The organism is Nostoc cycadae WK-1 (assembly GCF_002897135.1).
Lineage (GTDB): Bacteria > Cyanobacteriota > Cyanobacteriia > Cyanobacteriales > Nostocaceae > Nostoc_B.
The window spans coordinates 298,995-324,998 of record NZ_DF978427.1; the positions used below are offsets into that span (position 1 = coordinate 298,995).

The 26,004-nt window shown below is 39.1% G+C and carries 23 protein-coding genes and 1 pseudogene; 11 read left to right on the plus strand and 13 right to left on the minus strand.

Annotation, left to right across the window (positions count from 1 at the left end):
- Nucleotides 1-314 precede the first annotated feature (314 nt).
- Nucleotides 315-656: a hypothetical protein gene (locus NCWK1_RS12430; protein WP_103124930.1), complete on the plus strand. Its 342-nt coding sequence runs from the start codon at nt 315-317 to the stop codon at nt 654-656.
- Between the two features lie 125 nt (nt 657-781).
- Here the strand turns inward: NCWK1_RS12430 and NCWK1_RS12435 are convergent.
- Nucleotides 782-868 (minus strand): annotated as a pseudogene (locus NCWK1_RS12435) (DUF4346 domain-containing protein); the annotation flags it as partial.
- Between the two features lie 95 nt (nt 869-963).
- Here NCWK1_RS12435 and NCWK1_RS12440 point away from each other — a divergent pair.
- Entirely contained in the window at nt 964-1,734 is a 771-nt protein-coding gene (locus NCWK1_RS12440) for an Rpn family recombination-promoting nuclease/putative transposase (protein ID WP_103124931.1), read from the plus strand.
- A 94-nt stretch (nt 1,735-1,828) separates the two neighbouring features.
- On the opposite strand, the gene NCWK1_RS12445 is transcribed toward NCWK1_RS12440, so the two are convergent.
- The 3 genes from NCWK1_RS12445 to NCWK1_RS12455 all read right to left on the minus strand — a co-directional run bounded on the left by NCWK1_RS12445 (nt 1,829) and on the right by NCWK1_RS12455 (nt 6,486).
- The gene (locus NCWK1_RS12445) at nt 1,829-2,968 is read right to left on the minus strand and encodes a glycosyltransferase family 4 protein (RefSeq protein WP_103124932.1); all 1,140 of its coding nucleotides are present in this window, start codon (nt 2,966-2,968) and stop codon (nt 1,829-1,831) included.
- Between the two features lie 111 nt (nt 2,969-3,079).
- A complete protein-coding gene (locus NCWK1_RS12450; protein ID WP_096578347.1) occupies nt 3,080-3,865 on the minus strand; it encodes a PIG-L deacetylase family protein in 786 nt (261 codons plus the stop codon).
- Nucleotides 3,866-4,272: 407 nt separating this feature from the next.
- A complete protein-coding gene (locus NCWK1_RS12455; RefSeq protein ID WP_103124933.1) occupies nt 4,273-6,486 on the minus strand; it encodes an NHL repeat-containing protein in 2,214 nt (737 codons plus the stop codon).
- A 781-nt stretch (nt 6,487-7,267) separates the two neighbouring features.
- Here NCWK1_RS12455 and NCWK1_RS12460 point away from each other — a divergent pair.
- The 3 genes from NCWK1_RS12460 (at nt 7,268) to NCWK1_RS12470 (ending at nt 10,334) form a co-directional block, all read left to right on the plus strand.
- Nucleotides 7,268-8,443 carry a glycosyltransferase family 4 protein gene (locus NCWK1_RS12460; RefSeq protein ID WP_103124934.1) on the plus strand — a complete coding sequence of 392 codons (1,176 nt, stop codon included), beginning with the start codon at nt 7,268-7,270 and terminating at the stop codon, nt 8,441-8,443.
- 24 nt (nt 8,444-8,467) lie between these two features.
- Nucleotides 8,468-9,655 carry a glycosyltransferase family 4 protein gene (locus tag NCWK1_RS12465; RefSeq protein WP_103124935.1) on the plus strand — a complete coding sequence of 396 codons (1,188 nt, stop codon included), beginning with the start codon at nt 8,468-8,470 and terminating at the stop codon, nt 9,653-9,655.
- 97 nt (nt 9,656-9,752) lie between these two features.
- Nucleotides 9,753-10,334, plus strand: a complete 582-nt coding sequence (locus tag NCWK1_RS12470) for an HdeD family acid-resistance protein (protein WP_096578354.1) — start codon at nt 9,753-9,755, stop codon at nt 10,332-10,334.
- Nucleotides 10,335-10,378: 44 nt separating this feature from the next.
- On the opposite strand, the gene NCWK1_RS12475 is transcribed toward NCWK1_RS12470, so the two are convergent.
- The gene (locus tag NCWK1_RS12475; RefSeq protein ID WP_096578356.1) at nt 10,379-10,750 is read right to left on the minus strand and encodes a hypothetical protein; all 372 of its coding nucleotides are present in this window, start codon (nt 10,748-10,750) and stop codon (nt 10,379-10,381) included.
- A 652-nt stretch (nt 10,751-11,402) separates the two neighbouring features.
- Here NCWK1_RS12475 and NCWK1_RS12480 point away from each other — a divergent pair.
- Entirely contained in the window at nt 11,403-13,934 is a 2,532-nt protein-coding gene (locus NCWK1_RS12480) for a beta strand repeat-containing protein (protein WP_103124936.1), read from the plus strand.
- Here NCWK1_RS12480 and NCWK1_RS12485 read toward each other — a convergent pair.
- Entirely contained in the window at nt 13,931-14,848 is a 918-nt protein-coding gene (locus NCWK1_RS12485; RefSeq protein WP_103124937.1) for a LysR family transcriptional regulator, read from the minus strand. The genes NCWK1_RS12480 and NCWK1_RS12485 overlap by 4 nt on opposite strands.
- An 85-nt stretch (nt 14,849-14,933) precedes the next feature.
- On the opposite strand from NCWK1_RS12485, the gene NCWK1_RS12490 reads away from it, so the two are divergent.
- Nucleotides 14,934-15,680: an SDR family oxidoreductase gene (locus NCWK1_RS12490; RefSeq protein ID WP_103124938.1), complete on the plus strand. Its 747-nt coding sequence runs from the start codon at nt 14,934-14,936 to the stop codon at nt 15,678-15,680.
- Between the two features lie 25 nt (nt 15,681-15,705).
- Here the strand turns inward: NCWK1_RS12490 and NCWK1_RS12495 are convergent, their stop codons facing one another.
- The 3 genes from NCWK1_RS12495 to NCWK1_RS30495 all read right to left on the minus strand — a co-directional run bounded on the left by NCWK1_RS12495 (nt 15,706) and on the right by NCWK1_RS30495 (nt 18,107).
- Nucleotides 15,706-15,969 carry a hypothetical protein gene (locus tag NCWK1_RS12495; protein WP_103124939.1) on the minus strand — a complete coding sequence of 88 codons (264 nt, stop codon included), beginning with the start codon at nt 15,967-15,969 and terminating at the stop codon, nt 15,706-15,708.
- Between the two features lie 92 nt (nt 15,970-16,061).
- Complete coding sequence (locus tag NCWK1_RS12500) at nt 16,062-17,699, minus strand: mechanosensitive ion channel family protein (RefSeq protein WP_103124940.1); 1,638 nt, start codon at nt 17,697-17,699, stop codon at nt 16,062-16,064.
- A gap of 246 nt (nt 17,700-17,945) precedes the next feature.
- Complete coding sequence (locus NCWK1_RS30495; protein ID WP_340641200.1) at nt 17,946-18,107, minus strand: TRADD-N-associated membrane domain-containing protein; 162 nt, start codon at nt 18,105-18,107, stop codon at nt 17,946-17,948.
- A 68-nt stretch (nt 18,108-18,175) separates the two neighbouring features.
- Between NCWK1_RS30495 and NCWK1_RS30400 the strand changes: the two genes are divergently transcribed.
- From NCWK1_RS30400 to NCWK1_RS12520, 4 genes are all read left to right on the plus strand, one after another.
- The gene (locus NCWK1_RS30400; RefSeq protein WP_281259122.1) at nt 18,176-18,394 is read left to right on the plus strand and encodes a DUF4351 domain-containing protein; all 219 of its coding nucleotides are present in this window, start codon (nt 18,176-18,178) and stop codon (nt 18,392-18,394) included.
- A 139-nt stretch (nt 18,395-18,533) separates the two neighbouring features.
- Nucleotides 18,534-19,811, plus strand: a complete 1,278-nt coding sequence (ahcY, locus tag NCWK1_RS12510; RefSeq protein WP_103124941.1) for an adenosylhomocysteinase — start codon at nt 18,534-18,536, stop codon at nt 19,809-19,811.
- Nucleotides 19,812-20,167: 356 nt separating this feature from the next.
- Nucleotides 20,168-20,590: a HEAT repeat domain-containing protein gene (locus NCWK1_RS12515; RefSeq protein ID WP_146033981.1), complete on the plus strand. Its 423-nt coding sequence runs from the start codon at nt 20,168-20,170 to the stop codon at nt 20,588-20,590.
- A gap of 159 nt (nt 20,591-20,749) precedes the next feature.
- Nucleotides 20,750-21,217 carry a hypothetical protein gene (locus NCWK1_RS12520; RefSeq protein ID WP_096578368.1) on the plus strand — a complete coding sequence of 156 codons (468 nt, stop codon included), beginning with the start codon at nt 20,750-20,752 and terminating at the stop codon, nt 21,215-21,217.
- Between the two features lie 722 nt (nt 21,218-21,939).
- Here the strand turns inward: NCWK1_RS12520 and NCWK1_RS12525 are convergent.
- From NCWK1_RS12525 to NCWK1_RS12540, 4 genes are all read right to left on the minus strand, one after another.
- The gene (locus tag NCWK1_RS12525; RefSeq protein ID WP_422730857.1) at nt 21,940-22,623 is read right to left on the minus strand and encodes a DevA family ABC transporter ATP-binding protein; all 684 of its coding nucleotides are present in this window, start codon (nt 22,621-22,623) and stop codon (nt 21,940-21,942) included.
- A 33-nt stretch (nt 22,624-22,656) separates the two neighbouring features.
- Nucleotides 22,657-23,829 carry an ABC transporter permease DevC gene (devC, locus tag NCWK1_RS12530; protein WP_103124944.1) on the minus strand — a complete coding sequence of 391 codons (1,173 nt, stop codon included), beginning with the start codon at nt 23,827-23,829 and terminating at the stop codon, nt 22,657-22,659.
- 78 nt (nt 23,830-23,907) lie between these two features.
- A complete protein-coding gene (locus NCWK1_RS12535) occupies nt 23,908-25,095 on the minus strand; it encodes an ABC exporter membrane fusion protein (RefSeq protein ID WP_103124970.1) in 1,188 nt (395 codons plus the stop codon).
- Nucleotides 25,096-25,167: 72 nt separating this feature from the next.
- Nucleotides 25,168-25,431, minus strand: a complete 264-nt coding sequence (locus NCWK1_RS12540) for a hypothetical protein (RefSeq protein ID WP_187308135.1) — start codon at nt 25,429-25,431, stop codon at nt 25,168-25,170.
- Nucleotides 25,432-26,004 lie beyond the last annotated feature (573 nt).

A 26,004-nucleotide genomic window follows, 5' to 3' on the forward strand; every position in this document is an offset into this window, starting at 1 on the left:
TGTAAATTTTTCCACCGACTTACTTAATACCGGACTATGAAGAGAAAGAGTGCAGGGGACTGCGAAAGAATATTGCTTACTCACTTCAACATCTTGAATTTATACACCGCTGTGGCGAAGACTTAAATCTTACTTCCGTTCTTTGGACTCAAAACGCAAAGACCTTCATCATAGTAGCGTGTTCAATTATTGAAGCTCTGTTTTTTTATCTGCTTCGCGCACGATGTAAAGCTGCAACCACTTCATGGAAGTCCTATCGTAAGTTATCAGGGCAGGAGTTTGTAGATGCTGATGGGAAGAAGAGAAAAATTGATATGGAAATCTTTGAGAAAATTAAGCCAGAAATTTATGAAGAAATGACTTTTGATGCAATGTGCAAGCGCGTTGAATCAAAAAAGCTTGTTGCGTTAGGAAATGATGAGTTCTTTAAAAACCTGCCATATCTCCGTCAGCTTAGAAATCGTGTTCATGTCCACATTGTTGAAGACGACACCGATACAGACTATTTGAAAATCAACCGAAAGCAATACGATTTAGCAAGAAAAGTTCTCTTCACTTTACTGACTTCAGAGCTTTTTCCTGAAGTGAGGGAAGACCTATTTGATTACCTGAGAGTTGATGAGACTTTGCAGGTAACTGATGACGATTTGTGGTGAATAATTGATAAAATAGCGAACGCAGTATAACAATTCGGGTGCAGCGGATTGACACAAGCCGCTTCGGTGAGATGCAAAGGCCCTGGCAACCACTGACCCGAATCGTTAAATCATCACAAACCTATTTAATCCTGTACGTAGTCTTGTCCTGTCACCAATGCCAATTCTGTTCGCATAAACTCACGTCCCAAGTAAGCTGTATGATCCAGTCGGCGTTTAATAGCTGTAGCGATCGCCCTACCACACTTCATCAAACGTTAGATTTACTCAAAATCAAATCAGTATAATCAGTTGTACAATCTCTCCCATGTATGACGATACCTGCCGATTCCTTGCTGAACACTTCTCGGCCGACTTCGCCAGTTGGCTGCTAGGAAAGTCTGTCACGATGACAGAACTTAAACCCTCTGAACTCTCTCTCGATCCGATTCGCGCCGATGCCCTGATTTTGCTGGAATCAGACGAATCTGTTTTGCATATCGAGTTCCAAACGCTTCCCAAGAACAATATTCCCTTCCGTGTTTTGGATTACCGTGTGCGAATGTACCGCAAATATCCTACTAAACCGATGCGGCAAGTTGTGATTTATCTGAAGCAGACTAGCTCAGAGTTAGTTTATCAAACGAGTTTCACAATGGAACGCACACGCCATGAATTTGATGTCATTCGGTTGTGGGAACAACCTGCCTCACTCTTTTTGCAATATCCCGGATTATTGCCCTTTGCTACTCTGGGACAGACTGCCAATCCAGCAGAGACATTGCGCCAAGCAACTCAAATTGCCGATCAGATTGAAGACTCAACGATACAGGCAAATCTGATGGCGGCTTCAGCAATTCTGGCTGGGTTAAGATTAGAGCAAAACGTAATTTATAGTCTAGTGCGGAGAGACATCATGCAAGAATCTGTGATTTACCGTTCGATTCAGGAAGAAGCAGAGGCAAGAAAGCAAAGAGAAATTGCCAATAATTCTTTACGAGAAGGTTTTCCAGTTGAAGTTGTGGCTCGTATTACTGGATTATCGATCGCAGAAGTTCAACAACTTCAACAACAACTGAATGAGTCTCCACAAAATTAGCCTAATTGCGTGGCGATCGCAGCATAATAAATCAGTGGAAGCGCACTGACAAAGAAAAGTTCAGGACTTACATAACCATAACTTCCCAGTTAATTTAACGCATGGGTGCGGTGGGCGTTTTCATGAGTAAAACTTCTTTGGTATCCATAACGGTACGGACGTTATAGTTTTTCACTAATTCACGATACACATTCATTGTTTCTTCATGCACTCGTACAGCTTTGAACCGTTCTAAATTTTGTTTGGCGCGGTTTTTCCAATACTGAAGTTGTACAGAATCACCAAGTAATTGCGTTAAAACATTGGCTAAAGATTGACTATCTTTTGGTGGTACAAGAATGCCAGCTTGGCGATTATCTAATGTTTCGGGAATGCCGTCTACATCACTGGCAACAATGGCACAACCCGCTTCTCGCGCTTCTGTTAGCACTAAACCAAAAGATTCGCAGTAGGAAGCCAGGACAAAGATGTCAGTTGCCAGCATATAACGTTGGGGTTCTGGCTGAAAACCCTCAAAGTGAATGCGTTGACGCAGTTTGGCGCAGGGGATATTGTCTACTATTGCTTCAAATATAAAACGGTCTGGGCCGTTTCCTACTAAATATAAGTGTGCTTCGGGAAATTTGGGGGCAATTTTTGTAAATGCTGCGATTAACTCTGCAATGCCTTTACGAGTATACATCCCGGCAACAGTGGTAATGGCTGGGGAATGTAAGGGTAAAGGTTGGTAATCTTGAATGTTGGGATGACGAGGACTACCTAATGTACCGTTGGAAACTACGCGTAATTTATTTTCAGGTATACCACGCTTTACCATTGAATCGGATACTGCTTGGCTAACGGCGATGACTCGATCTGCCAATCCCATTAAGACAGCACTACGTTGAAATTCGTTGTGAACGGTAGATACTAAATGATACTGGTATGCTTGGCGGAGAATACCTGCCAGGACGACACCTGTCATCATGTGTGCATGGACAATATCTGGTTGAAACTGCTGGACAATCTCGCTAAAACGCCAAGCAGCTTTGAGGAGATTGAGTGGTTGTCTAGATTGATCTAATTGGCAGTGTTTGATGTTATGTCGTGCTAGTAATGTTTCAAATTCGCCACCCGCAGAAGCTACAGCCACATCATGACCATCTTGAGATTGCAAACAAGCTAAGTCTACTGCTACGTTAACGATGCCATTACCAATTTTTTCGACATGATTTGTAATATGTAATATTCTCATAATAATTTTTCTCTACAGATGTCATTCATTTTTGATGATGGATTTTGCTACACTCTGCTAAATTGATAAATTTGACAGAATATGTTGTCAATTAATAGGCTGACATAATAATTAAGATTCAACTTTAAAAAATATTTCATAAGCACCCAAGAAGCGATTGACGAAACCATGAGGTAGACTGGCAAGTTGAGAAGTATAGGCAGCAATCGCCTGATTTTTTTTCTGCTGCACTGAGGTAATTGAAAAACTGTAAGCGGCGGCTATATCTGATAATTTGAGCATAATAAATAATGGCGATCGCCAAAATAACCAAATAGGATATTGCAGCAGGTCAACTTTAATGTTTGCTTGCTGAATTGCGGCTTTCACCAGATGAAATGTCGCTTCATGATCACGGTGACAGTCCTTTCTGTGGGGTACATAAACTTCCTCTGGTTGATGATGTTGGAGAAGTTCAGATATTTGGGCGATTGCCTCTTGTTTTTCTGCGAGATTTAACTCTTGTAAGCCTCCATCTACTTGATCTAAAAAGTGAATTGCTGATGTCTCAACACCCAAAACATTTAATGCTTTAATTGCCTCTTGTCTGCGAGTTTGAATAATTTTCTTTCTCGATTCTGTATCTATATTTCCTGAACCTTGACCATTGGTAATAAACACCACTATTACTGGAATACCCTGCTCACATTTGCGAGCAATCATCCCTCCACAACCAAATGTTTCATCATCTTGGTGAGGAGAAAATACCATAGCAGATTTTTGGTTAAAAGTTAATTGCTGACTGCCTTGAAGTAAAATCCAGCGTATGAGTAAACTAGAATGAATATACTGCATTCTCTCCAGCCAAACTCCAGGAATTAGTTTTTGTAACTGTTGTAAATAAGTTTTGATTTTCATATATGTTTGGTCAAAAAATATGGATGTGAATAGATATATTCAGATATTTATTTCTGATGGTTTGGATTGTTGCTCATCTATCAATCTCAAGCAAATAATAACTATATCTATTTACTTTTTATTTCAAAGGTTTCAGCTTATTTTTTACAACTGTACATAAAGTTTATTGAGTGATTATTGTAAAATGTATTTAGTATGATAGTTCACTTATCGCATATATGGAAGGTCAATATTTATTTATTTGATGAAAAAACAACCAGCAATGTAAAGCAATTTTTTATGTTAATAAATATAGTTATTTAGTATCAATATCCTACTTTTTGAAAATTATTACTATACAAATAGATCCCCGACTTATGTAAGAAATCGGGGATCTGAATGAAGCATACTAATTTTTACAAGAAAAGCTAACTTTGGAAGCGATACATAATTACTTTCCCTTTCCAATCTTCTTCAACAAACACCACATACTCACCATTTGAACGCCGAAAAGCGCGGATACCCTGGGGTATATCAATCCAACCACTTTCACCTGCAACTTCTGCGCCTGGTTTTAATGTTTTGACAGTAGCGCCTGTTTTGGCATTGTAAACATAAACCTCTGCTGTTTTCATTTTCACAGCAAATACATAGTCGCCAGCAACACTCATGGCGGCGGTGGAGACTTCGCGCTTACCTGTGGTGTCGTAGGGAATGACAACACGCCAACGAAGTGTGGGATTATTACCTTTACGCCAATTATCAAAGCGGAGAATCTCAGAACCGACGACTCCAGCATCATCACCGATCGCTGGATGATCAACAGTAAAGCCTGATAAATACATCGTATCGGTTTCTTTTAAGTATTCGATGCGGCGCACATCGGTAATCATGCTAGGAGTTTTCTGCTTCTGCATAGAACTATAGCTATAGATGGGATTACCATATTGATCGAGTCCTTGGAGGGGATAGTGGCGAATCCCAATTCCATCTTGAGTCCGCAAGGTTTTCCAAATATCACCTTTACTATCAACCCACCAACCACCTAAATAGGGATAGTCTTCACTTTGATCATACTCACCTTGATCAAATGCACCATTACCGTTGCGATCGCGCCAAATCCATTCTCCTTTATTTGGTTGATGTGGCGGCCAATTTCCACTAACTGATTTTTCACCACCGCCATTTGTGCCAACCAACATCCCCGCAGGAATCGCAATCTTACCATCTTTCGCCGAGTCAAAGCGGTAAATTTGCATAAAGCTGGCGTACATATTTGTCAGAAATAAAAACCGCTTACCTTGAATACGGCGAACAAAAGTAGCATCTGGGGAAGTGTGTAAGCGCGGATCTTGGGGATATTTGAAGGGATTTAAGGTGTAAGCTTTGTAAGTCCATTGCTTACCTGACGGTTGGTTGTAGTCCATCAAAAAGTGTTCTTGTTTAGTGAACACTTCTAAACCATCGGTTTGCGGATCTGCATCAGCGTTATCAACAAATAATAATCCGTGTAATTGCCATAGTTGCTTCCCTGCTGGTGAAAACTTGCGTAAATCTGTACCGGATTTGTTAAATCCATTGCTATTGACATAGATATTCCCGGCGGTATCTGCACCAATTCCAGTAATTCCATATAGTTTCAATGGTTGCACTTCCCCAGGCGTACTTGCATAAACACCGCCTTTACTCCCAAAAGTGCCAACTTGCACAGGCTGATTCTTGATGTTGTAAATTAATACTTGCTGACGCTGACTGTTATCTGCAATTAAAAGTCTATCTTGATGATCAATCGCGATCGCCGTTGGTTTGGTGATATTAGTAATTTGTTGCGGTAATTGCTTACCCGTGGAAGAATAGCACAAAATTTTATTTTGGTTTTGCAGAACCCAGAGATTTGCTTGTTTGTCTACTGCGATCGCGCCTGGATTAACTACACTAAAATTACGTAGTTCCTGCATAGTTTCGCTATTGTAGACGCGAATTTTGTTAGTTGCAGCATCACTCACATATAACTCATTTCCCGCAGTTGCTAATCCAGTAACTTCACTTTTATTACTGATAATTAACATACTTTTATCCCAACCCCTTCCTCCATTAAAAGGTGCTGGTTTTCCCTCTAAGTTATAGCGTCTGACAGTATACCAAGTTACCCCTTCCGGTGGATAATCTTCATCTGTTTTACCAATTGAGCCTTGCGCTAAGGCAATATAAATATATTTACTATTGGCTGCTACCGCCTTACCACCACTGCGACTCCAGCCGTGAGTACTTTCTAAAGTTCCAATTACATTGCCATCTTTATATATGCCTGCTTCTCTACCAGCTTCATCCCAATGACTATTAGTATAAACTGTGCCATCAGGTGCAACATACATTGCTTCAATATTATTTTGTACCCACTTATCGCCACCGCCAAAAGAATTTCCTATCCAAGATGTTTTATAAGTACTTGCAGCTACACCCGTAACACTTGTTTCAGTACTTACGTCTAGGGTAAAAGCAATAAATACAACAGCTATCCCCATCAACATAAAATATATGGGTTTGAACTGCCGATTATTTCCTGATTTAAATATTCTTTGGATGTATTTATTAAGTTGTCGATAAATTTTTCTCAAGTGCATCTGTATATTTATTTGCATAACATTTTTAATTATTTTTTTAGGCTACTCGCATCTAGACACACATGAAAAAGTCTGCCACTAACATAATTTTGGCTAAAAATTGACTAGAGATAGTTGTATGCTGACTAATATAATCAACACAAATAGAGATTACTCAAATACCCTGGTGCATTAAGGAGAAATCATCAACTACTGTCTATGGTGAGATGGTATGTGTAGTTTCACCTGATATAGTCTGCCTGCTGGAAATTCCAACAATTAAGCTTAATTCTTCAAGGACATATTACATAGATAACAAACACTGGGTATTTTAAAATTGATATTTACCTAAAATTTATGAAAAACACACAAATTTTTCAAGTAACTGCTAGTAATTCCTAGAATAATCTTTATATTTGTATCAAGATTTACTGACAAATAGCTGAAAAAGTAAAACTGAATACACAGCATCAATAATTATACCCAAAATCAATATTTTTTATTACTTGGTGAGAAATTAGGAAAAAAAATGATGTAATTTAAAGAACACAAATCTTGCTTGACACTAGCATATAAATGGTTTATAAATTATTGTCCTCTGCAAAAAAAATCTTTTCTTTGATGATTAACTTTTTAAATTTTAGTAGTTAGATATCTAGAATCAAAATCTGCATATAGTAAGACACAAAGAGTGCTGATTTTTGTAAAAATCACAGGAAATAAGTATTAGTCGAATTAATCTACTGCAAAATTGAAAAAGTATTTAATCTGAGGGTGATAGTAAAAATACGCACACTCAAAAATCATAGGAGAGAAGTCAGTGGAATATAAAAAAGAAAATTTTCAGCCTAACCCTGCATCTATACTGACATTGGGTTTAGGCTGGTTTCCCAAAACACCAGGAGGGTTAGAAAGGTATGTTTATGAACTAACTCATCAATTAGCAGAGCGTCAAGACCAAATAGAATTATGTGGAGTTGGTTTACCAGAGACTGATTTAAATTCTCCAATTCAGTTAACTAACTTAGCCAATCCTGATACTGCAATTTGGCAAAGACTTTGGTCTATTCGCAGTAACTTTCAGAACAGAAAAATCAAAAAACCAGATGCAATTAATTTGCATTTTGCATTATATAGCTTCCCGATTATGGATATTTTACCACCAAATATCCCTATTACCTTTAACTTTCATGGCCCTTGGGCATCAGAAAGTCAGCAAGAAGTTGCTAGTAATAAAATCAGTCTGATTATCAAGCGTTGGTTAATCGAAAAAAACACTTATAATCGCTGCGATCGCTTTATTGTTTTGAGTCAAGCATTTGGCAATATTTTACATCAACAATATCAAGTACCTTGGGAAAAAATTCACATTATTCCTGGTGGGGTGAATATTCATCGCTTTCAGCCAAACTTGTCACAAAAAGAGGCGCAACAACAACTAGGCTGGCCAGATAATCGGCGGATATTATTTACATCTCGCCGCTTAGTTTATCGGATGGGTATTGATAAATTATTACAAGCTTTAGCAATCATTAAACCCAAGATTCCAGATGTTTGGTTAGCAATTGCTGGTCGTGGTTACATGCAAGATGAACTCCAACAGCAAGCTAAAGAATTAAGCTTAGAAGATACAGTAAAGTTTTTAGGATTTCTACCAGATGAGCAATTACCTATAGCTTACCAAGCTGCTGAATTAACTGTGATGCCTAGTCAATCTTTTGAAGGCTTTGGTTTAGCAGTTGTTGAATCTTTAGCTTGTGGAACCCCAGTTATATGTACACCAGTTGGAGGGATGCCAGAAATTTTAACTCAATTTTCTCCAGATTTAATTACTAGTTCAATCGAAGTTTCAGCAATAGCTGAAAAATTAGAAAATATACTTTCAGGACAAATTCAAATTCCTTCTCGTCAAGCTTGTCGTGAATATGCTATTACTCACTATGATTGGTCTTTTATAGCTCAAAAAGTACGAGATGTGCTTTTATCTCAAAATTGAAATTTTATCAAGTATAAATATTATATGAAAATTCTATTTCTAGACCAAAGTGGTAAGCCTGGCGGTGCAGAACTTTGTTTAATTGATATTGCTAAACCCTATAGCGATCGCGCTTTAGTTGGCTTGTTTGCCGATGGCGACTTTAAAACCTTACTCCAGCAACATAAAATCCCTGTAGAAGTATTAGCTAAACAACCAATTAAAGTTCAAAAGCAAAGTAATTTATTCCAAATATTAGCCAGCTTCATCCAACTCGTACCTTTATTAATTAAAGTTACTAAAATTGCCAGAAAATACGATTTAATTTATGCCAATACTCAAAAAGCATTAGTTATCGGCGCATTAGCTAGTTTTTTAGCCCATCGTCCCTTAGTTTATCATTTACACGATATTCTTTCCTTAGAACACTTTAGCTCAATTAATTTGCGAGTAGCTGTTACCTTAGCTAATATTTTCGCATCATTAGTCATTACTAATTCTCAGGCTAGTCAAACAGCATTTGTACAAGCTGGAGGCAAGGCAGAATTAACAGAAATTGTTTATAACGGTTTTGATAGTAAAAAATATCAAATTTCTGATGTTGAAATTCAAAAACTCCAGCAAAAATTAGAGTTACAAGATAAATTTGTAATTGGACATTTCAGCCGACTCGCTCCCTGGAAAGGACAACATATTTTAATTGCAGCATTAGCACAGTGTCCGCCACAAGTCACAGCGATTTTAGTAGGTGATGCCTTATTTGGAGAACAAGATTATGTCCAAGAATTACATCAACAAGTCGCCAAACTGGGTTTAGAAAATCGTGTCAAATTCTTAGGATTTCGTGCTGATATTCCGCAATTAATGTCAGCTTGTAATTTAGTTACTCATACTTCCACCGCACCAGAACCATTTGGTAGAGTCATCGTTGAGGCGATGTTGTGCGGTACACCGATAGTCGCAGCCAAAGCAGGCGGCGCTATGGAATTAGTTGAACATGGCGTAAATGGTTTTTTAACCACACCTGGAGAACCCCAGGAACTAGCAAAAGTAATTAACACCTGTCTTGAGGACATAGAAATAACTGCAACTATCGCTGATAATGCCAGGAATATGGCTAGACAGCGTTTTGAGATTGCAACTATTAACCAGCAAATTGCTCAACTGTTGTTTTCAGGGAAAATAGATTTGAGTAATACTGAGGTCGTAGATTTTGAGGATACTCAGGATTAATTTATTACCAATGTGTCTACCTTAAGACTCTGTTTAGCCTCAACAAAAATTTTTAACCTAATCTTAGACTTTACTCAAGATTAAGGAAAAATTTTGTATGACAAACGATGTTACTAATAATATCAATCAGTCTAGCGATATTAACAAGCAAGTTAATACTTCAATTGTAATTGGCGCTCTCTTAATTATTTTAGGGATTATCGCGATCGCCTTACCTGTGATTACAACTATATTTGCTGAGAGTTGGGTGGCGCTAATTCTGATGTCTGCGGGATTTGCCAAACTCGTTTATGCAACTCATACCCGCCGCGAAGGAGGTTTTCTGTGGAAAATTCTCTTAAGCGCACTTTATATTGCTACAGGTGTGATGCTATTAATTTATCCTCGAACAGGTATTCTCACACTCACCCTGTTACTCGGTAGCTTTTTGCTCACAGAAGGTACATTCGAGTTAATTTTGGCATTCCGCTTACGTCCCCAACAAAACTGGACATGGGTATTAGGTAATGGCATTATTACCCTATTTTTAGGCGTACTTATTTGGTTCCAGTTTCCCAGTAACGCACCTTGGCTACTAGGGACATTGTTAGGTTCTAGCATTGTGGTTACAGGTATTTCCCGCGTGATGCTGTCTTTAAATGCGCGTTCTAGCTTGGCTGAATCTAATCAAGCTGCATAAATCTTACAGTAGAGACTTTGCAATGCAAAGTCTCTACATAGATACTACAAACCGACTAATTCCCGTGATTCATAATCAGTGAGTTGTTGCGTGATCGCTAATCTTGCCTCTAACTTCGCTACACTAAACTGGTTACGCAGATATTCTAAATGCGCGATCGCATTAGCTTTTTCCATAGTCAGCTGAATTTGTGTGTCTATCGCCTTTTGATATTCGTGATTCAACAGTAATACCTCAAAGCGCCGCGCCTTGCGTTGAGCATCATTTTTCAAATCTACATCAAAAGCCGCCGCCCGATCTGCATTCCCTTCAAAGCGGTTAATTTGGTGCTGTACGGCCATCAACTGCGAGTCTAGTTCATTTACACGTTGAGCAGCCTGAGCGATCGCAGATGGATAATGACTCATTTGCATCATCAACTATTCTTCCTCTGAAAATCTCAATTCATCACCTGGCAAAAGAGATATCAGAAGTATTAAAAAATACTTCTATTCTCTGCTTTCAAACTTCTTCTAAGAGTAGCGAAAAGATTGCTTTTTTGAGAACTTTACTTGATATATCTATTATAGTAAAAATGTACTGAAATCGCCACAAAAAACTATATTTGCAGACTTGATTTTGACGCAGATTAAAAAGGGCGATCGCTCCACAAACTAATTACGTAATCTTACTTAATATTCTCTCAAAAGAGTATTAGTAAAATCTTAATCATCACCTAAATTCATTGGGTTAAGTAAATTTTCGCGATTACCCTCAAAACTAGTGCTGATCAACTCCCAAACCAGACTTATTGCAAAAGCAAATATTGGTTTTTCCAATAAAAACCAAAAAGAATAGGCGATTTTAATTTCCTAATCTTGATTTACTTTTCCCTGCTCCACTTTATGCAATTAGTCTACACCAGCCTCATCTAACTGGTGTCTCTCCAGAATTGTCATTCATTGTTCCCGTACCCAAAAAGCACTGTTCCTAACAGCGCCGTCATTTTGTGTGTTTAGCGAAAGTAAGCAGCCAAAAAGCTTACTCATATTGCTGACACAACCAAAACCAACAGGAGTGAGATAAACAATGGCTACTTTTAACGTCACCAACACTAAAAGCAGTGGTCTTGGTTCATTACAGCAAGCAATTTTAAATGCCAACACCTCAGCCGGCAAAGACTTAATCAGATTTACAGGCGGACTCTTCACCGACAACATTGCCGATACTATCAGCCTTGGCGGTAGTAGTTTGTTCATAGCCGATGACCTCAGCATTGATGGTAGAGGTTCAAACTTGCTCACCATCAGCGGTAACTACAATTTTGCTCAAGACAACAACATATCTCGTGTATTTGAAATTGCTAACGGCATCACCGTTGACATTGAAGGGTTAACAATTGCTAATGGCTATGCCACAGATACAAGAGGAGGTGGCGGCGTTTACAATGCCGGTAATCTGACATTAAGAAATGTCACCATTCGCAATAACTTTTCTGGTGGTCAAGACAGTTCCGGCAACAATGGTGGTGGCATTTATAACTCGAACTCTGGAGTTTTAAAGGTCAACAACAGCAGCGTTACAGCTAACTATGCAGGCCAAGTTGATGCTGAGGGTTTCTTTTATGCAGGTGATGGGGGTGGTATCTACAACGCTGGTATTGTCACTCTTAACAACAGTGCCATTAATGGCAACTCTGCCGGGTACTACAATGACTCCTACTCCCCCGATAGCTTAGGCAACGGTGCAGGTATATATAACACTGGGACTTTAACAGCTAAAAACAGCACTATCAACAATAACCGAGGCGCAGGTGGTGGTACTGGCCTCTACAATACTGGCACTGTAACTTTGAATTATAGCCATGTTGATGACAATCAGTCAGACAACCAAGAGTACATTGCATTCAGCGGCATTGTGAGTAGTGGCAGCCTAACCATCAAAAATAGTAGTGTTAGTAATAATATAGCGATCGCAGTTGGTGGCGCTGGAGCTGGCATTGATAGCTCAGGTATATTGATTATCAGCAACAGCCACATAGATAATAATTTTTCTTATTGGTCAAGTGGAGTCATCCATTCAGGAACCCTAACAGTAACTAACAGCTCGATTAATTACAATAGCGGTAGAAGTTTTAGCGGACTTGTTGCTAATGGCACCAGCAAGATAGATAAAACCATAATCAATGGCAACTATTCATACTACGACTCTAGTAATGCTGGTCTTAGTATTTTTGGTACCGCAACTGTAACTAACAGCACTATCAGTAATAACTCCTCAGACTACGGTAGCGCAGGTCTCAGTAGTGCAGTCCTTAGAGGTAGTGGCAACGTCACACTAAGCAACAGCACTATCAGCGGCAACATAGGAGGTTTAGATTTTACGGGAGATATTAACAGCAATGGCATCTATAACTCAGCATCTAGCAATCTTACAGTTATTAGAAGTACTATCACTGGTAATTCCAATCCAGATGGAGCCGCAAATGGCACGATTGTTAATTATGGCACCATAACCATCATTAGTTCTACCATCAGTGATAACTCAGTAGGGTTAGGAGGTGGTATCCTCAACTACGGCACTGCATCTGTAATTAACACCACCATTAACAACAACATCGCAGGCATTGGCGGTGGCATTAACAACTCTGGCACTCTAACTTTAGTTAACAGTACTATTAGTGGCAACCAGTCCTACTCCGAAGGTGGTGGAATTTATAACTCTGGCACCTTAACCGTCAGCAACAGCACGATCGCCCTCAACAAGTCTTACTATGATGATGAAAACACTGTATTTAGCGGTGCAGGTATCTACAACTCAGCAACAGGTACAGCCACCATCAAAAACAGCATCATAGCAGGCAACAACGATGGCATTCCTGGCGCAGTTAACCCCGATGTGGTAGGTAACTTTATCAGCAACGGCTATAACCTCATTGGCAACCTTGATGGCAGCACAGGCTTTAATCCCAGTGAACAACTGCAAGTCAGCATTTCCCAAGTTATCGATACTATCCTGCGTGACAATGGCGGCCCAGTCAAAACCCACGCCTTAGTTTATGGCAGTCCCGCCATTAACGGAGGTAACAACGCCGATATACCTGCTGACATTGCAGATTTAGATAGAGATGGCAATACTACCGAAGGCATACCTTTTGATCAACGTGGTAGTGGTTATCGACGTATTTCTAATGGTCGGGTAGATATTGGAGCTTATGAAGCATCTGTAATTAATGGCACAGCATATCCTGATAATCTTCGGGGTACGGCTGCCAATGATTTGATTGCCGGCTTGAGAGGTGCAGATGTGCTGACGGGTGGTGCTGGTGCAGATAGCTTTGTTTATACCAGCCTTGCTGATAGCGGCGATACAATTACAGACTTTGCCGTTGGTACAGATAAAATTGTCTTACAAGCACTCTGGCGGAGTTTAGATTTGAGTAACTTGAACTTCGCCACAGCCATTGCCGGCGGTTACTTGCAGTTGCAAACAGCAGGAACAGACACCTCAGTTTTAATTGACTTAGATGGTACTGCTGGTCAACGTGTGGCTTTGGAGTTAGTGAGGTTACGCAATGTATCTGCTAACGCTTTGAACGACTCTAGGAATTTTGTGTTTTAAATTTCCTCGCAAATACTCTTGAGCATCTGTCGTAACCAACAATTTGCCTGATCCTGATCTGTTAGTCGGCTCCACAACATTGAAATCATCCACGGTTGTGTTTGTATAGGCAGTTCAAAAATTTCTACTGCACCTTGATCTGCCAAGGATGTTACTAACCGTGATGGCACGGCAGCCACTAAGTCACTAGATGAAATAATTGCTGGTAGCACTAGTAAATGGGGGGTCGTCAAAACAATGCGGCGTTGGAGATTGGACTGAGCCAAAACTTTGTCGATTTCACCAACTTCATCTTGTCTGATGGTAAACAGAGCATGGAGCAGATTAGCAAAATTTTCTGGTGCGATCGCATTTTGAGTAATCACAGGATGCCCTCGGCGACAGATGCCAACAAAGTGTTCTGCAAATAATGGCATCTGTATCGTTTGCCTGGGTGGATTTTGGAACACACCCAAGGCTAAATCAATCTCTCGATTTTCTAATAGTTCTCCTACCGAGTCTTTGGCAAAACCAATCAAGCGAAAATTAATCTTTGGTGCTATTTGATGGCAAACTTGCAAAAGTTTGGGCATTACAACATGGCTGGTGTAATCTGAACTGCCTATTGTAAAAGTGGTTTGAGAAGTTGTGGCATCAAATGTTTGGCTGGCTGCTAATGTGTGCCGAATTTGTTGTAAAGCCCCTTTGATACCGGGTGCAATTGCCACTGCTTTCGCTGTAGGCTGCATTTCCCTGCCAATTCGGATAAATAGATCATCTTGAAATAGCGTGCGTAACCTTCCTAAAGCCGCACTCATGGCTGGTTGCCCTAAATACAGTCTTGTAGCTGCGGCTGTCACACTTTTTTCTTCAAAAAGTGCCTCAAAAGCAACCAGCAAGTTGAGATCAACGGCAGATAAATCTATTAATCCCATCGATGAAACACATTATTTCAATCAATTTGATTAATTTATAACATCTCAGTAAAGTAAAACTAACAGTTATTTAAAAGTTATCAACATGACAACTCAAACCAAGATTGCCGTAGTTACAGGTAGCAATCGTGGCTTAGGATATGCTATCTCCCGAAAATTGGCTCAAAACGGTATTCATGTTGTGTTAACCAGCCGTAATGAAACAGATGGTCTAGCAGCCAAGCAGCAGTTATCTGGTGAAGGGCTAGATATCAACCATCATGTACTTGATGTAAATAGTGATACTAGTGTTACACAATTTACCCAATGGCTACAGCAAACCTACGGTAAGGTAGATATTCTGGTGAATAACGCTGGTATTAATCCTACCGCCACACCCGAAGAATCCAGCTTATTGACTGTTCGGCTAGAAACAATGCAAGCTACATTTAACACCAATATTCTCGCAGTACTGAGAATTTCTCAAGCTTTAATTCCCTTGATGAAACTCAACAACTACGGTCGCATTGTTAACGTTTCTACTGAAATGGCTTCTTTGCATACAATGGGCAGTGACTACTACCCCCTAGCACCTTCCTATAGACTTTCCAAAGTCGGGATCAATGGGCTAACTATACTTCTAGCTAGGGAACTCCAAAACGAGAATATTCTCGTCAATACCTATTCTCCTGGTTGGATGAAAACTGATATGGGAGGTGAGAATGCGCCATTCACCGCAGAAGAAGGCGCAGAAACAGCAGTCTATTTAGCAACGCTACCAGACGGAGGAGCGCAAGGACAATTTTTTGCAGAGATGCGGAAGTTTGGTGGGCCAATTCAATTACAGTGGTAAGTTTCTCCCCTTCTCTGCTCCCCCTTTATGCCGCTTCCCTCATGGGTGATTGAACAGCTACCTCTGGAAAAGACAGTGAAAGTTGTTCAGCTTGGGGTACTGCGGCTTGTTCTAATACCTGTACTTCAATATTTACGCTGATTAAATAACTTCCTGTATCAGCACCAACTGCTTCGGCAATTAATCTGGAGAAATCTGGACGTTTTGCAGTCAGTGGGTCACGTAAAATACAGCGATCCCATTCGTGCTTGGCAGTTGGATTGAGGTTGAGAATGTAATGCTTGATCATAGTTGCACTGCACTAGGATTTGTGGATGCTATATCTATTATAGTACAAATGTACTGTTTTGCCCAGAGGTGGGCAAAATCTTGCCCACACTACTATTGACTATTGACTATTGACTCATCTGCTTTTCCATTCATCTGTGCATTCAATAGCTGTGCATCGTTCACCCAAATTGCTTGTTGTGGTACAGGGATATTAATTCCTGCTTGGTCGAGGGTAACTTTCAGGCGACGGCGATATTCCCGTGCGACATCCCATTGTTTAAGAGGTTGGGTTTTAATCCAAACACGGATAATTAAACCGCGATCGCCAAAATTATCAATACCTAAAACCTGCGGAGTTTCGATAATTTGATGTTTCCATTGCAGGTCTTGATCCATTTCTAAAGCTACTTTTTTAATCAAGTTCAAAGCATGGTCAACATCAGCTTCATAAGCAATGGGAACAGTTAAATCGGCGCGTGACCAACGGCTAGAAAGGTTAGCAACAATTTTAATCTCACTATTGGGAATGGTGATTAAGCGTCCTTCAGAATCACGCAATTGTGTCATCCGCAAATTGAGATTTTCCACTAAGCCGCCCACATTGCCAACATTAATTACATCACCCAAAGCATACTGGTCTTCCAGAATAATCAAGAAGCCGTTAATTGCATCTTTAATCAGGTTTTGGGAAGCCAAAGATACAGCAACACCAACTAAACCTGCACCTGCAAGTAAGGGAACAATATCGATACCCAAAGAAACTAAGGCGAGTAAAATCCCAACTCCTATCCAGATAATAGTGACAATACTTTTAGTCACGCCCGAAAACGTAGATACTCGTAAACGCAGACGTTCCGAGGTATCAGTGGTTAATAAAGCCCCACTGCTGATGAGTGTAGTAGTAAAGCGATCAATGAGAGCATAGCTGAAACGGGTAGCGACATAAGTCCCCAACACCACAACAGCGAGTTTTATCGGAATTTGAGCAGCGGAGAGAATAGCTACTTGAAACGGCCGAGTGTAGGGAAATAGCCCCAAAATTAGAAAATTGCCCCCTCCCCAGATTCCTGCTTGCGTTAACTGAAACAAACGCTTCTTAACTTCCTGGAAATGACGATGTTGCTGTTGATTCAGTTGCGTAGTAATTGGTTGCGCTGTTGAAGAGATTGAGGGAACTGACTGTGCTGGTTCTTTTCGTGAACGACGCTGCCAATAATATACACCCCAACTTGTGACCACCATTACCAGGCCAACGCCAGCAGCAATTTTACCTTGATTGATCAGATATTGAGTTTGTCGTTCTTGCTTTGCTCGCTGTAAATCTTCTTGTAAAGCATCAGCAATTTGATTCGCCGATATCTGCTGATCTTCCTGTCGGAGTTTCGCATCCTCCGCAGTGACACTCATCAGATATTCGCCATTAACCTGAATTACAGGTATTTCGTTAACTTTCCGCACCTCGACATTGACTTCTTGTTCAGAGGATTGAAAGTAATTCTGGCTAATTTGATTCAAATTTCGTTGAATGTTTTGTAAGCGCTCTGATAAATTAGTTTTCGTGGCGCTTATCTGAAATAAACGCCGACCATCTAAATAAATCCAGTCAGAAACAGTTCTATTATCAGAGTCATTACTGGGACTGCTGGGAGTTTGCAACAGTGGTAACAATGGAATCTGGGCTGTCACTGGTGGTAAAGACACAACAGACACCGTTATTGAACCAAAAATCGCCAAAAAATGCCAACGCACTTCAACACCTCCTTAAGAAAAATCTATTTTTGATTACTTCCTTAGCTATGCTCCAAAATTGACTTTAGTAATTGTACCTATCTAAAGTTGAATTTTCTGCTTAAATGTTGAAAATTATGACATTTAGATTTTTTAATTCTTTAGATAGATGACATTTTGGTTCATCAACTTTTGGAGCTAACTTAGCAGAATATATGATTATTTTCTTACCAGAGATAAATTAAAGCATTTATTGGGAATAAGTCTCTAACTTTTGTTATCCAACTCAGCTAAAATCTTGTCGAGCCTGTCATTAGTATCTTTAGCAAGTTGAACGCAGCGTAGACTTGTAACCATTCCGCCAGCCTCACTCACAGTTTCTTCTAGGACTTTTCCGAAAAGCATAAGTCCAGCACCGACAAGATTAATACAGGCAGATAAATAAGTTTAAAATATTGAACATATCTTGTTATTGCTACTTCATTCGCTGAGATTCAATATTTTACAAACTTTTTCAACAATCTCCTACACTGTTGTTTCAATTACTAGCCACACTGCCAAGTAATGCAGAAGCTTACCGATATGATTCAGTAGCATCTGGCGAAATGCGCTCCGCAATTGATGATTTGCCTTTGCCTGTTTTGGAAGATTTAAGCGAAGCATTGTTGGATTTTAACAGTTTGGCTGATTTACAGGCTTGGTTAGACAGGCAATAAATTAAACTCAGGAGCGATCGCCCTTCACGCCATCCAATTCTAAATCCAAACTAAGCAACCCAAAAATCCTAGTCGTACAATAAACTAATAAAGTGCGTAACCGATATTTACGTACATTTTTTACGTTTTTGAGGAACTTATGACCGCAACTTCTCCCCGATTAAAGCACGAGGTTAAAGACCTCGCCCTCGCTCCCTTGGGAAGACAGCGCATTGAATGGGCTGGACGGGAAATGCCAGTTTTACGGCAAATCCGCGATCGCTTTGCTCAAGAAAAACCTTTTGCGGGGCTTCGCCTTGTGGCTTGCGCCCACATCACCACAGAAACAGCACATCTAGCCATTGCGCTCAAAGCTGGTGGTGCAGATGCACTTTTAATTGCGAGTAACCCCTTATCAACTCAAGATGACGTAGCTGCTAGTCTCGTCGTCGATCATGAAATTCCCGTCTTTGCACTTAAAGGCGAAGATAACGAAACCTATAACCGCCACGTTCAAATTGCTTTAGACCACCGTCCTAACATTATTATTGATGACGGTAGTGATGTGGTTGCTACCCTAGTTCAGCAACGCCAACATCAAATTGCTGATTTAATTGGGACTACAGAAGAAACCACAACGGGAATTGTGCGCTTACGCGCTATGTTCAGAGACGGTGTTCTCACCTTCCCAGCGGTGAATGTCAACGACGCAGACACCAAGCACTTCTTTGATAATCGCTACGGTACAGGACAATCAACCCTAGATGGGATTATCCGGGCGACAAATATTCTTTTAGCTGGCAAAACTATTGTTGTTGCTGGTTATGGCTGGTGCGGTAAAGGTACAGCATTACGCGCCCGTGGTTTGGGTGCTAACATCATTGTCACCGAAATTGACCCCATCAAAGCAATTGAAGCGGTGATGGATGGCTTCCGCGTTTTACCAATGGCTGAAGCTGCACCTCAAGGTGACTTATTTATTACCGTGACTGGTAACAAGCACGTCATTCGCGGTGAACATTTCGATGTCATGAAAGACGGTGCGATCGTTTGTAACTCTGGTCACTTTGATATTGAACTTGACCTGAAATATTTAGCTAGTCAAGCTGAAGAAATTAAGCAAGTACGCCCCTTTACCGAACAATATAAACTGAAGAGTGGTAAATCAGTGATTGTTTTGGGTGAAGGACGCTTAGTCAACCTCGCCGCAGCCGAAGGACATCCCAGCGCGGTAATGGATATGAGTTTTGCAAACCAAGCATTGGCTTGCGAATATTTGGTGAAGAATCAAGGTAAATTAGAACCTGGTTTACACTCCATTCCTACTGAGGTAGATCAAGAAATTGCCCGGTTGAAGTTGGAAGCTATTGGTATTTATATCGATAGCTTGACACCAGATCAAATTGAGTACATCAACTCTTGGACTACTGGAACTTAGACTTGGTGTTAAAGTTTAAGCGATAGGATATGTTGACGGGATAGGTTAGCCTATCCCGTTTTGGTATTACCAAATCATCAAATTTTGAGAGAACACTGTAACAGATAAAATAATTGCAGCGTAAATTTGACGGTTGGAATTGAGATATTTTTATAGTTAAAAATTTTGCGGTTTTCTTCAAAGCATTTTTTGGGTTCCACTACCCTACGGGAAGTCTACGTTTCACCCAACCTACGCAAGAGGCGATCGCACTAATATCAATAGGCTATAAAATGCTAAGTAGGACGATTGAAAAATATCTGAAATTATTCAAGGATTCTCCAAGGCCCACTGAATCATCAAGACTTTTAAAGGAGATGAAAAAGGAATTTGAAACATCACCTCCTTCAGTTAGCGAAGTGATTCAGGAGTTGGAAAAATATGCTTCAAATCCAGATTATCCTGGGGCTTCGTTTATCATGATGGCAGCATGGAGTAACTTATCAAAGGATTACACACCTATACTTTGTCAAATCCTCAATGATGAGAGTAATAATGGTCTTCATGAATCAGTTATTGAACTTTTAGATGTATTGCGTGATGAAAGAGCAATTCCTGCATTATCCAAAGCATTAACATACCGATGGTCTTATGATATTTGGTTCAATGTACCAAGAAAGTCTCTCCTCGCATTAGCAGAAATCGGGACTCCTGAAGCGAAGATGATTATAGAGTCGGCGGCTCAATACCCTGAAGAGCTAATTAGTGAAGATGCAAATCTGATATTAGACAATTGGTAAATTGATTAATCCACCAAGCATTGGCAATGGTAGAACTGTAACCATTATACTCAAACATCACCATCTACAAGTTTGATGGCAGATACACCTCCAAATTAAGAGTGACAGATAATCAGAGTGCAGTTACAACTGACACTATACAAATACAGCCTTAGAAAAATGAGTGAAAGTACATCTTTAACGCAGCAATGGTTAGCAGAAATTCAAGCACTTAAACGCCAACTTGCAGAACAAAAAGTTGATTTAGCAGCAGCTTGGGAAAGTGCGGAGAAATGGCGAAAACTCTACAACACAGAAGCAGAACAACGCCGTACAGACGCGCATCTATTCCAACAAACGATCGCATCTCTCAAAGCCAATATTCACAAACTCCAAGGTATCGAAGCTGCAACACTCGCTGACGGGAAAGCAATCGAAGCCATTCAATCTGAAATCACTCAAATCCAAGCGGTGGGAGAATTGCAGACAAAATTGATTGCAGCTATTAAAGAACGCGATCGCCTATTGCAAGCATTGAAAACTGAACAAGAAAGCCACGCTCAAACACGCAAAAGTCTCACCACCGCCTTGGGTGATGCTATTGATGGCTTGGCACGAGAACGCAGCGCCGCAGAACAGGATAGATAATATTGAGAATAATTGTGTACAGTGACAAATTAATGTTATCGCTCAAATACTTATAGAGCAGGAGTTTTAGCTATTCAAAAAGTATTAAACTATTTCTTGGCAGTGAATAAATAAATGTCGCCTTCCGCAATTATGACAAATTAACTGTCGCTTCAGAATTTATAAATTGCTTTTAATTCATGAACAGAAATATTATGTATGACTTTACTGTTCATACATCTGTAAATGCTGCTCAAGCCCTATCAGAATAAAGCAACACATCTCCTGAGACTAGTGTGATTCTTACAGAACTCTTAGAAGAAGCCCAACTGAAGTTAGAGGTAATCCAATGTCTCATAACTAAAGATAGAAGAAGTTGTAAATAGACCTTGTATAGTCTATTGTGTAAATTCTATTATCATGGAAATTAAACGCGTAAGAACCTAAATAGTATGTATTACTAATGCTATTTACGCTATCAGTAATATTTATTAAATTAACATAGGTATAACCTCCCAATACAGCCTCACATTGAGATAGTGTTAGATTGTACATAAATACCTCTACGTCAGTAGGGTGAAAATAAGAAATTATAATACTAGCCATTATTTTGCTTTCTCCTCAGAAATTACAATAGTCTTGAAAATTGAAGCATATTATTGAGAGTTATTTATTTAAAAAAATAAAAAATAGTACCATTTGTGAACAGATTTAAATGGTTGTTAGCCATTTTTTTATAAATCCTAAACTTTCTTAACTATTCGACCATCTTCTATGTGTATTATTCGCTCAGAGATATCTAAAATTCTATTGTCATGAGTAACCATTAAAATGGCACAATTTTGTTCCTTAGCTAATAGTTGCATCAGGTTCACAATATCTCGACCTGATTTACTATCTAATGCAGCTGTAGGTTCATCAGCTAAAATTAATTTAGGATGACTTACTAAAGCACGGGCAATTGCTACTCGTTGTTTTTGACCACCAGAAAGTTCAGATGGATAGCAATTAATTCGATTCCCTAATTTAACAGCATGAAGCATAGCTTCTGATTTTTTACGAGCTTCCCATTTAGGAATACTATTGTCTAATTCAAGTGACATCTGAACATTTTGTCGAGATGTTAAGAAATTCAGTAAATTGTGAGTTTGAAAAATATAGCCAATATGACGACGCACTTCTACTAATTTGTCATTACTAGCTCCATAAAGCTCTTGATCGAGAAATTTCAAACTTCCCTGCTGCACAGAACGTAACCCACCAATCAAAGTTAATAAAGTGGTTTTACCTGAACCCGAAGGCCCAGTCATAGTTACAATTTCTCCATACTTAATATTGAAACTAATGTCAAATAAAATCTGACTTTTTAATGTTTGCTTTCCAAAATAGTGATTAAGATTTGTGATGCCAACAATAAAGTCTGTCATGACTATATTACCAAAGCAATTACGTAAATAAAATTAAAAAAAGTTAGCTGGATCTACATTCCGCAATTTTTTGGTTGATATAAACCCAGAAGCCAAGCACATTAACACTATAAAAAATAATACTAACGCTGCTTTATCTAAACTCATACTAATTGGTAAGTTAGTAAAATCTTGAGCTACATCGTACAAAGCTATAGATATAGCCAAACCAGGTATGTATCCAAAAAAAGCTAATATTAAAGATTGTTGAAATACTACAATTAGCAGGTATTTATTTTTAAAACCCATTGCTTTAAGAGTTGCATATTCAGCTAAATGACTAGAGATATTACTATAAAGAATTTGATAGACAACTACTACACCAACAATAAATACCATAGTCACCATCAATTGAAACACAAATCCAATTGGCGCTCTGACAGTCCAATAGTTTTTTTCCAGATTAATAAAATCCTGGCGTGTAATTACTATTACATCTTTAGGTAAGTTGGCAGTTAAACTAGCCAAAACCCGTTGAGGGTTAGCATCGGGTTTGAGATTAATGATGCCTATATCTACATTTTGTACTGAACGACCTTGGAATATTTGGAAAAAAGTAGAGGCACTAACAATTAAATTTCCATCAACTCCAAAGGATGGCCCTAAGCTAAATAATCCACCAACTTTTACTTTATAGCCAATTGAAGAAGTATAGTTAAATATTTCAAGAATTACAGTTTTTTCTTCTTCAAATTCTTGAGAGATTGGGCCAAATTGTGATCGAGATTTACTGTCAAATAAAACTATGTTTGGTAATTGTAGTAAACTGTGACTCTGCTGAATAATGGGTAAATCTAAAATTGATTTATCCGGTTCAAAGCCTAATATAAATATGGGAAATTTAATCCCATTATTTAAATTTTTTAGTTTAGCAAACTGCATATACAATGGATTGACTGATTCTATCCCATCACACCCTAGTATCTGATATAAATACCAACGGGGAAAACTTTGATTAAATGTCAATGATTGATATTGAGTACTGATGATGAATAAATCGCCTTTGAGATGATTATGTAACTGTGTAGCACTAGTATATAAAGCATCTTGAAAACCAACTTGGATAAACATCATGACCGCAATAAAAGCAATTCCAGTCGCAGCCACAAGGAAACGAGCTTTTTGTCGGGCTAACTGTAGCCAAGCTAGAGATATATTAATAATCATTTTATAGTCCTATATCTAGAAACTACCCATTACAAAAAAATAATTAGTTGGTGTATTCATCCAGGCTTCTCTATAAAATTAGATGCGAATGCGTACCTGCACCTGTAAGTTAGTAAGAGCGGTAATTTGTTTATAATCTTTCATGTTGTTAATCCGAATTTTTACCTCAATTACTTTGTTATCTGTATCGACTTGCAAATTATTAAACATATTTTGTTGTCCGACTTGCAGACCAATATCTGTGACTGTTCCTCGTAATTGCTTTGGTAAAGCATCACTAGTAATAACGACTGACTGACCTAAACGTACTTTTTTAATATCAGTTTCATAAATTTCTGCTACTGCATACATCTGTTGTGTACGGCCTAAGTCAGCTATTCCTTTCGTCCCAATAATTTCGCCAGGACGAGTATTAATTTTCAGAATTTGTCCAGCTATCGGCGATCGCACAGAACTCAAATCCAACTCAGCCTGAGCTTGTTTAACTGAAGCTTTTGCACTCTCGACATTAGCTTGTGCTGCTTGCACATCAGTAGCACGGACTTCTGTAATACTTGCGAACTTGGCTTTGGCCTCCATCAGCTGCTGTTGAATAGTTTCTACAACTCGACTGTTAGAAGCTTTTGCTTCCTTATAGCGCTGTTGCAGAATTTCGACTTGCAAACGTTTGGCTTCTGATTCAGAAGCAGAAATTGCACCTACTTTATATAGCTGCTGATAGCGCTGATTTTCGCTTTCAGCATTACTTAATTCCGCTTCTAGTCGAACAATAGTTGCTTGTTGTGCAGATATTGCTCCAGACAGATCAGCTCCTAGACGATCAATAGTTGCTTGCTGTGCAGATATATCTCCCGATTTAGCTCCCGCTTTTACTTGATTAAGACTCGCTTGGGCTACTAAAACTTGTTTTTGTGCTTTTTCTAAGGCTGTAAGACGGGAATAATAACTATCAAGAACAGCAATTATTTGTCCTTGACGTACCCAACTTCCTTGTTTAATCAGAAGTTTCGCCACTCGAACACTTCCTTGAGAGTTAGAAGCAGATAGACGAATGATTTCTCCTTCAGGTTGTAAAGAACCTAAAGCAGTAACAGCAGTTATCGTAGGAGAAATATTAGGAGTAGGTAAGTCTAATTTAGAATTCAACTGAAATCGTGAAAAGCTGTAGAGAGAAAGTACGCCAGGAACTACAGCCATAGCGGCTGTCAACATTATCAAATACCAACTTACCGGTTTTGTGAATGGCTGTCTTTGTTTGTATACCATAATTATCTCTTCCAAGTTAATTTGCACAACTTGTGCATTTAGTTCACTTCAACAAGCCAGCAGAATTAATGTTTAAATCCAGTTAGTCCAACGTAGAACATTTGGTAAACCTGAAGGTAAGACCGCTACCAAATTAATAGTTAATCTTGAAAGGTCAATCGTAAAGAGCTTGTTGCTATCTACAGAAAACAGGCTAACGCTATTTGAATAATTACCTATACCATCCTGAATATTAGCCAAATCAACACCAGTAATACCTCCTAATACAGTAGCTAGTTCTTCTGAAGAGGCTTGGGTGAACAGTTCATTATTTTCGAGATCGGTAATTTGCAGCATATTGTGAATTAATAGCATCAGGGTCAAGAGTAAAGTTACGCTTCTTTATAGCCAAAAGTTAGGCAGATCTTTTCTTGTTACAAATCACATTAGGCTAAATATCTAAATAAATTATTTCAAGAGACTTTTTATGAAAATAAAAAGTCTAATAACGCGTCTATTTTGCTCAATCATAAGTAGTGGGTATTTAATCAGATTCAATTTCTTGCAATCAAATAAAGACGCGTTATTTTCCTCAAATTATAGAAATAAGCTTAGGAGATAAGAAGGTTAATCCTGTTTTGCCACTTTCAGAAAAAATAGTCGAAGTAAGATTTTGGAACTTTAGTTTAATCAAGCTTTGAAATTTTATTGTTTAAAGCTCACTAAAACTTTTAGCCAAAATCTAGACATTAGCCTGGGAACGGCTTTCAGAAATTGGATTCCGAAACTCCGATCCAAGAGAGTTAACTCCGAGCGCAATTAACACAGCAAAAATCCCGGCGGTTAGTGCAGCTCCACCGAAGGCATAGGATGCAGGTAAACCTCCACTAACGTAAGCAGATTCTTGAGGAGAAAGTTCGCTGAACAGTT

Excerpts from the sequence above, each read along its gene's own strand:
- NCWK1_RS12430 (WP_103124930.1), top strand. The coding sequence starts at position 315 with ATGGAAATCTTTGAGAAAATTAAGCCAGAAATTTATGAAGAAATGACT.
- NCWK1_RS12440 (WP_103124931.1), top strand. The coding sequence starts at position 964 with ATGTATGACGATACCTGCCGATTCCTTGCTGAACACTTCTCGGCCGAC.
- NCWK1_RS12445 (WP_103124932.1), bottom strand. The coding sequence starts at position 2,968 with ATGAGAATATTACATATTACAAATCATGTCGAAAAAATTGGTAATGGC.
- NCWK1_RS12450 (WP_096578347.1), bottom strand. The coding sequence starts at position 3,865 with ATGAAAATCAAAACTTATTTACAACAGTTACAAAAACTAATTCCTGGA.
- NCWK1_RS12455 (WP_103124933.1), bottom strand. The coding sequence starts at position 6,486 with ATGCAAATAAATATACAGATGCACTTGAGAAAAATTTATCGACAACTT.
- NCWK1_RS12465 (WP_103124935.1), top strand. The coding sequence starts at position 8,468 with ATGAAAATTCTATTTCTAGACCAAAGTGGTAAGCCTGGCGGTGCAGAA.
- NCWK1_RS12470 (WP_096578354.1), top strand. The coding sequence starts at position 9,753 with ATGACAAACGATGTTACTAATAATATCAATCAGTCTAGCGATATTAAC.
- NCWK1_RS12475 (WP_096578356.1), bottom strand. The coding sequence starts at position 10,750 with ATGATGCAAATGAGTCATTATCCATCTGCGATCGCTCAGGCTGCTCAA.
- NCWK1_RS12480 (WP_103124936.1), top strand. The coding sequence starts at position 11,403 with ATGGCTACTTTTAACGTCACCAACACTAAAAGCAGTGGTCTTGGTTCA.
- NCWK1_RS12485 (WP_103124937.1), bottom strand. The coding sequence starts at position 14,848 with ATGGGATTAATAGATTTATCTGCCGTTGATCTCAACTTGCTGGTTGCT.
- NCWK1_RS12490 (WP_103124938.1), top strand. The coding sequence starts at position 14,934 with ATGACAACTCAAACCAAGATTGCCGTAGTTACAGGTAGCAATCGTGGC.
- NCWK1_RS12495 (WP_103124939.1), bottom strand. The coding sequence starts at position 15,969 with ATGATCAAGCATTACATTCTCAACCTCAATCCAACTGCCAAGCACGAA.
- ahcY (WP_103124941.1), top strand. The coding sequence starts at position 18,534 with ATGACCGCAACTTCTCCCCGATTAAAGCACGAGGTTAAAGACCTCGCC.
- NCWK1_RS12515 (WP_146033981.1), top strand. The coding sequence starts at position 20,168 with ATGAAAAAGGAATTTGAAACATCACCTCCTTCAGTTAGCGAAGTGATT.
- NCWK1_RS12520 (WP_096578368.1), top strand. The coding sequence starts at position 20,750 with ATGAGTGAAAGTACATCTTTAACGCAGCAATGGTTAGCAGAAATTCAA.
- NCWK1_RS12525 (WP_422730857.1), bottom strand. The coding sequence starts at position 22,623 with ATGACAGACTTTATTGTTGGCATCACAAATCTTAATCACTATTTTGGA.
- devC (WP_103124944.1), bottom strand. The coding sequence starts at position 23,829 with ATGATTATTAATATATCTCTAGCTTGGCTACAGTTAGCCCGACAAAAA.
- NCWK1_RS12535 (WP_103124970.1), bottom strand. The coding sequence starts at position 25,095 with ATGGTATACAAACAAAGACAGCCATTCACAAAACCGGTAAGTTGGTAT.
- NCWK1_RS12540 (WP_187308135.1), bottom strand. The coding sequence starts at position 25,431 with ATGCTGCAAATTACCGATCTCGAAAATAATGAACTGTTCACCCAAGCC.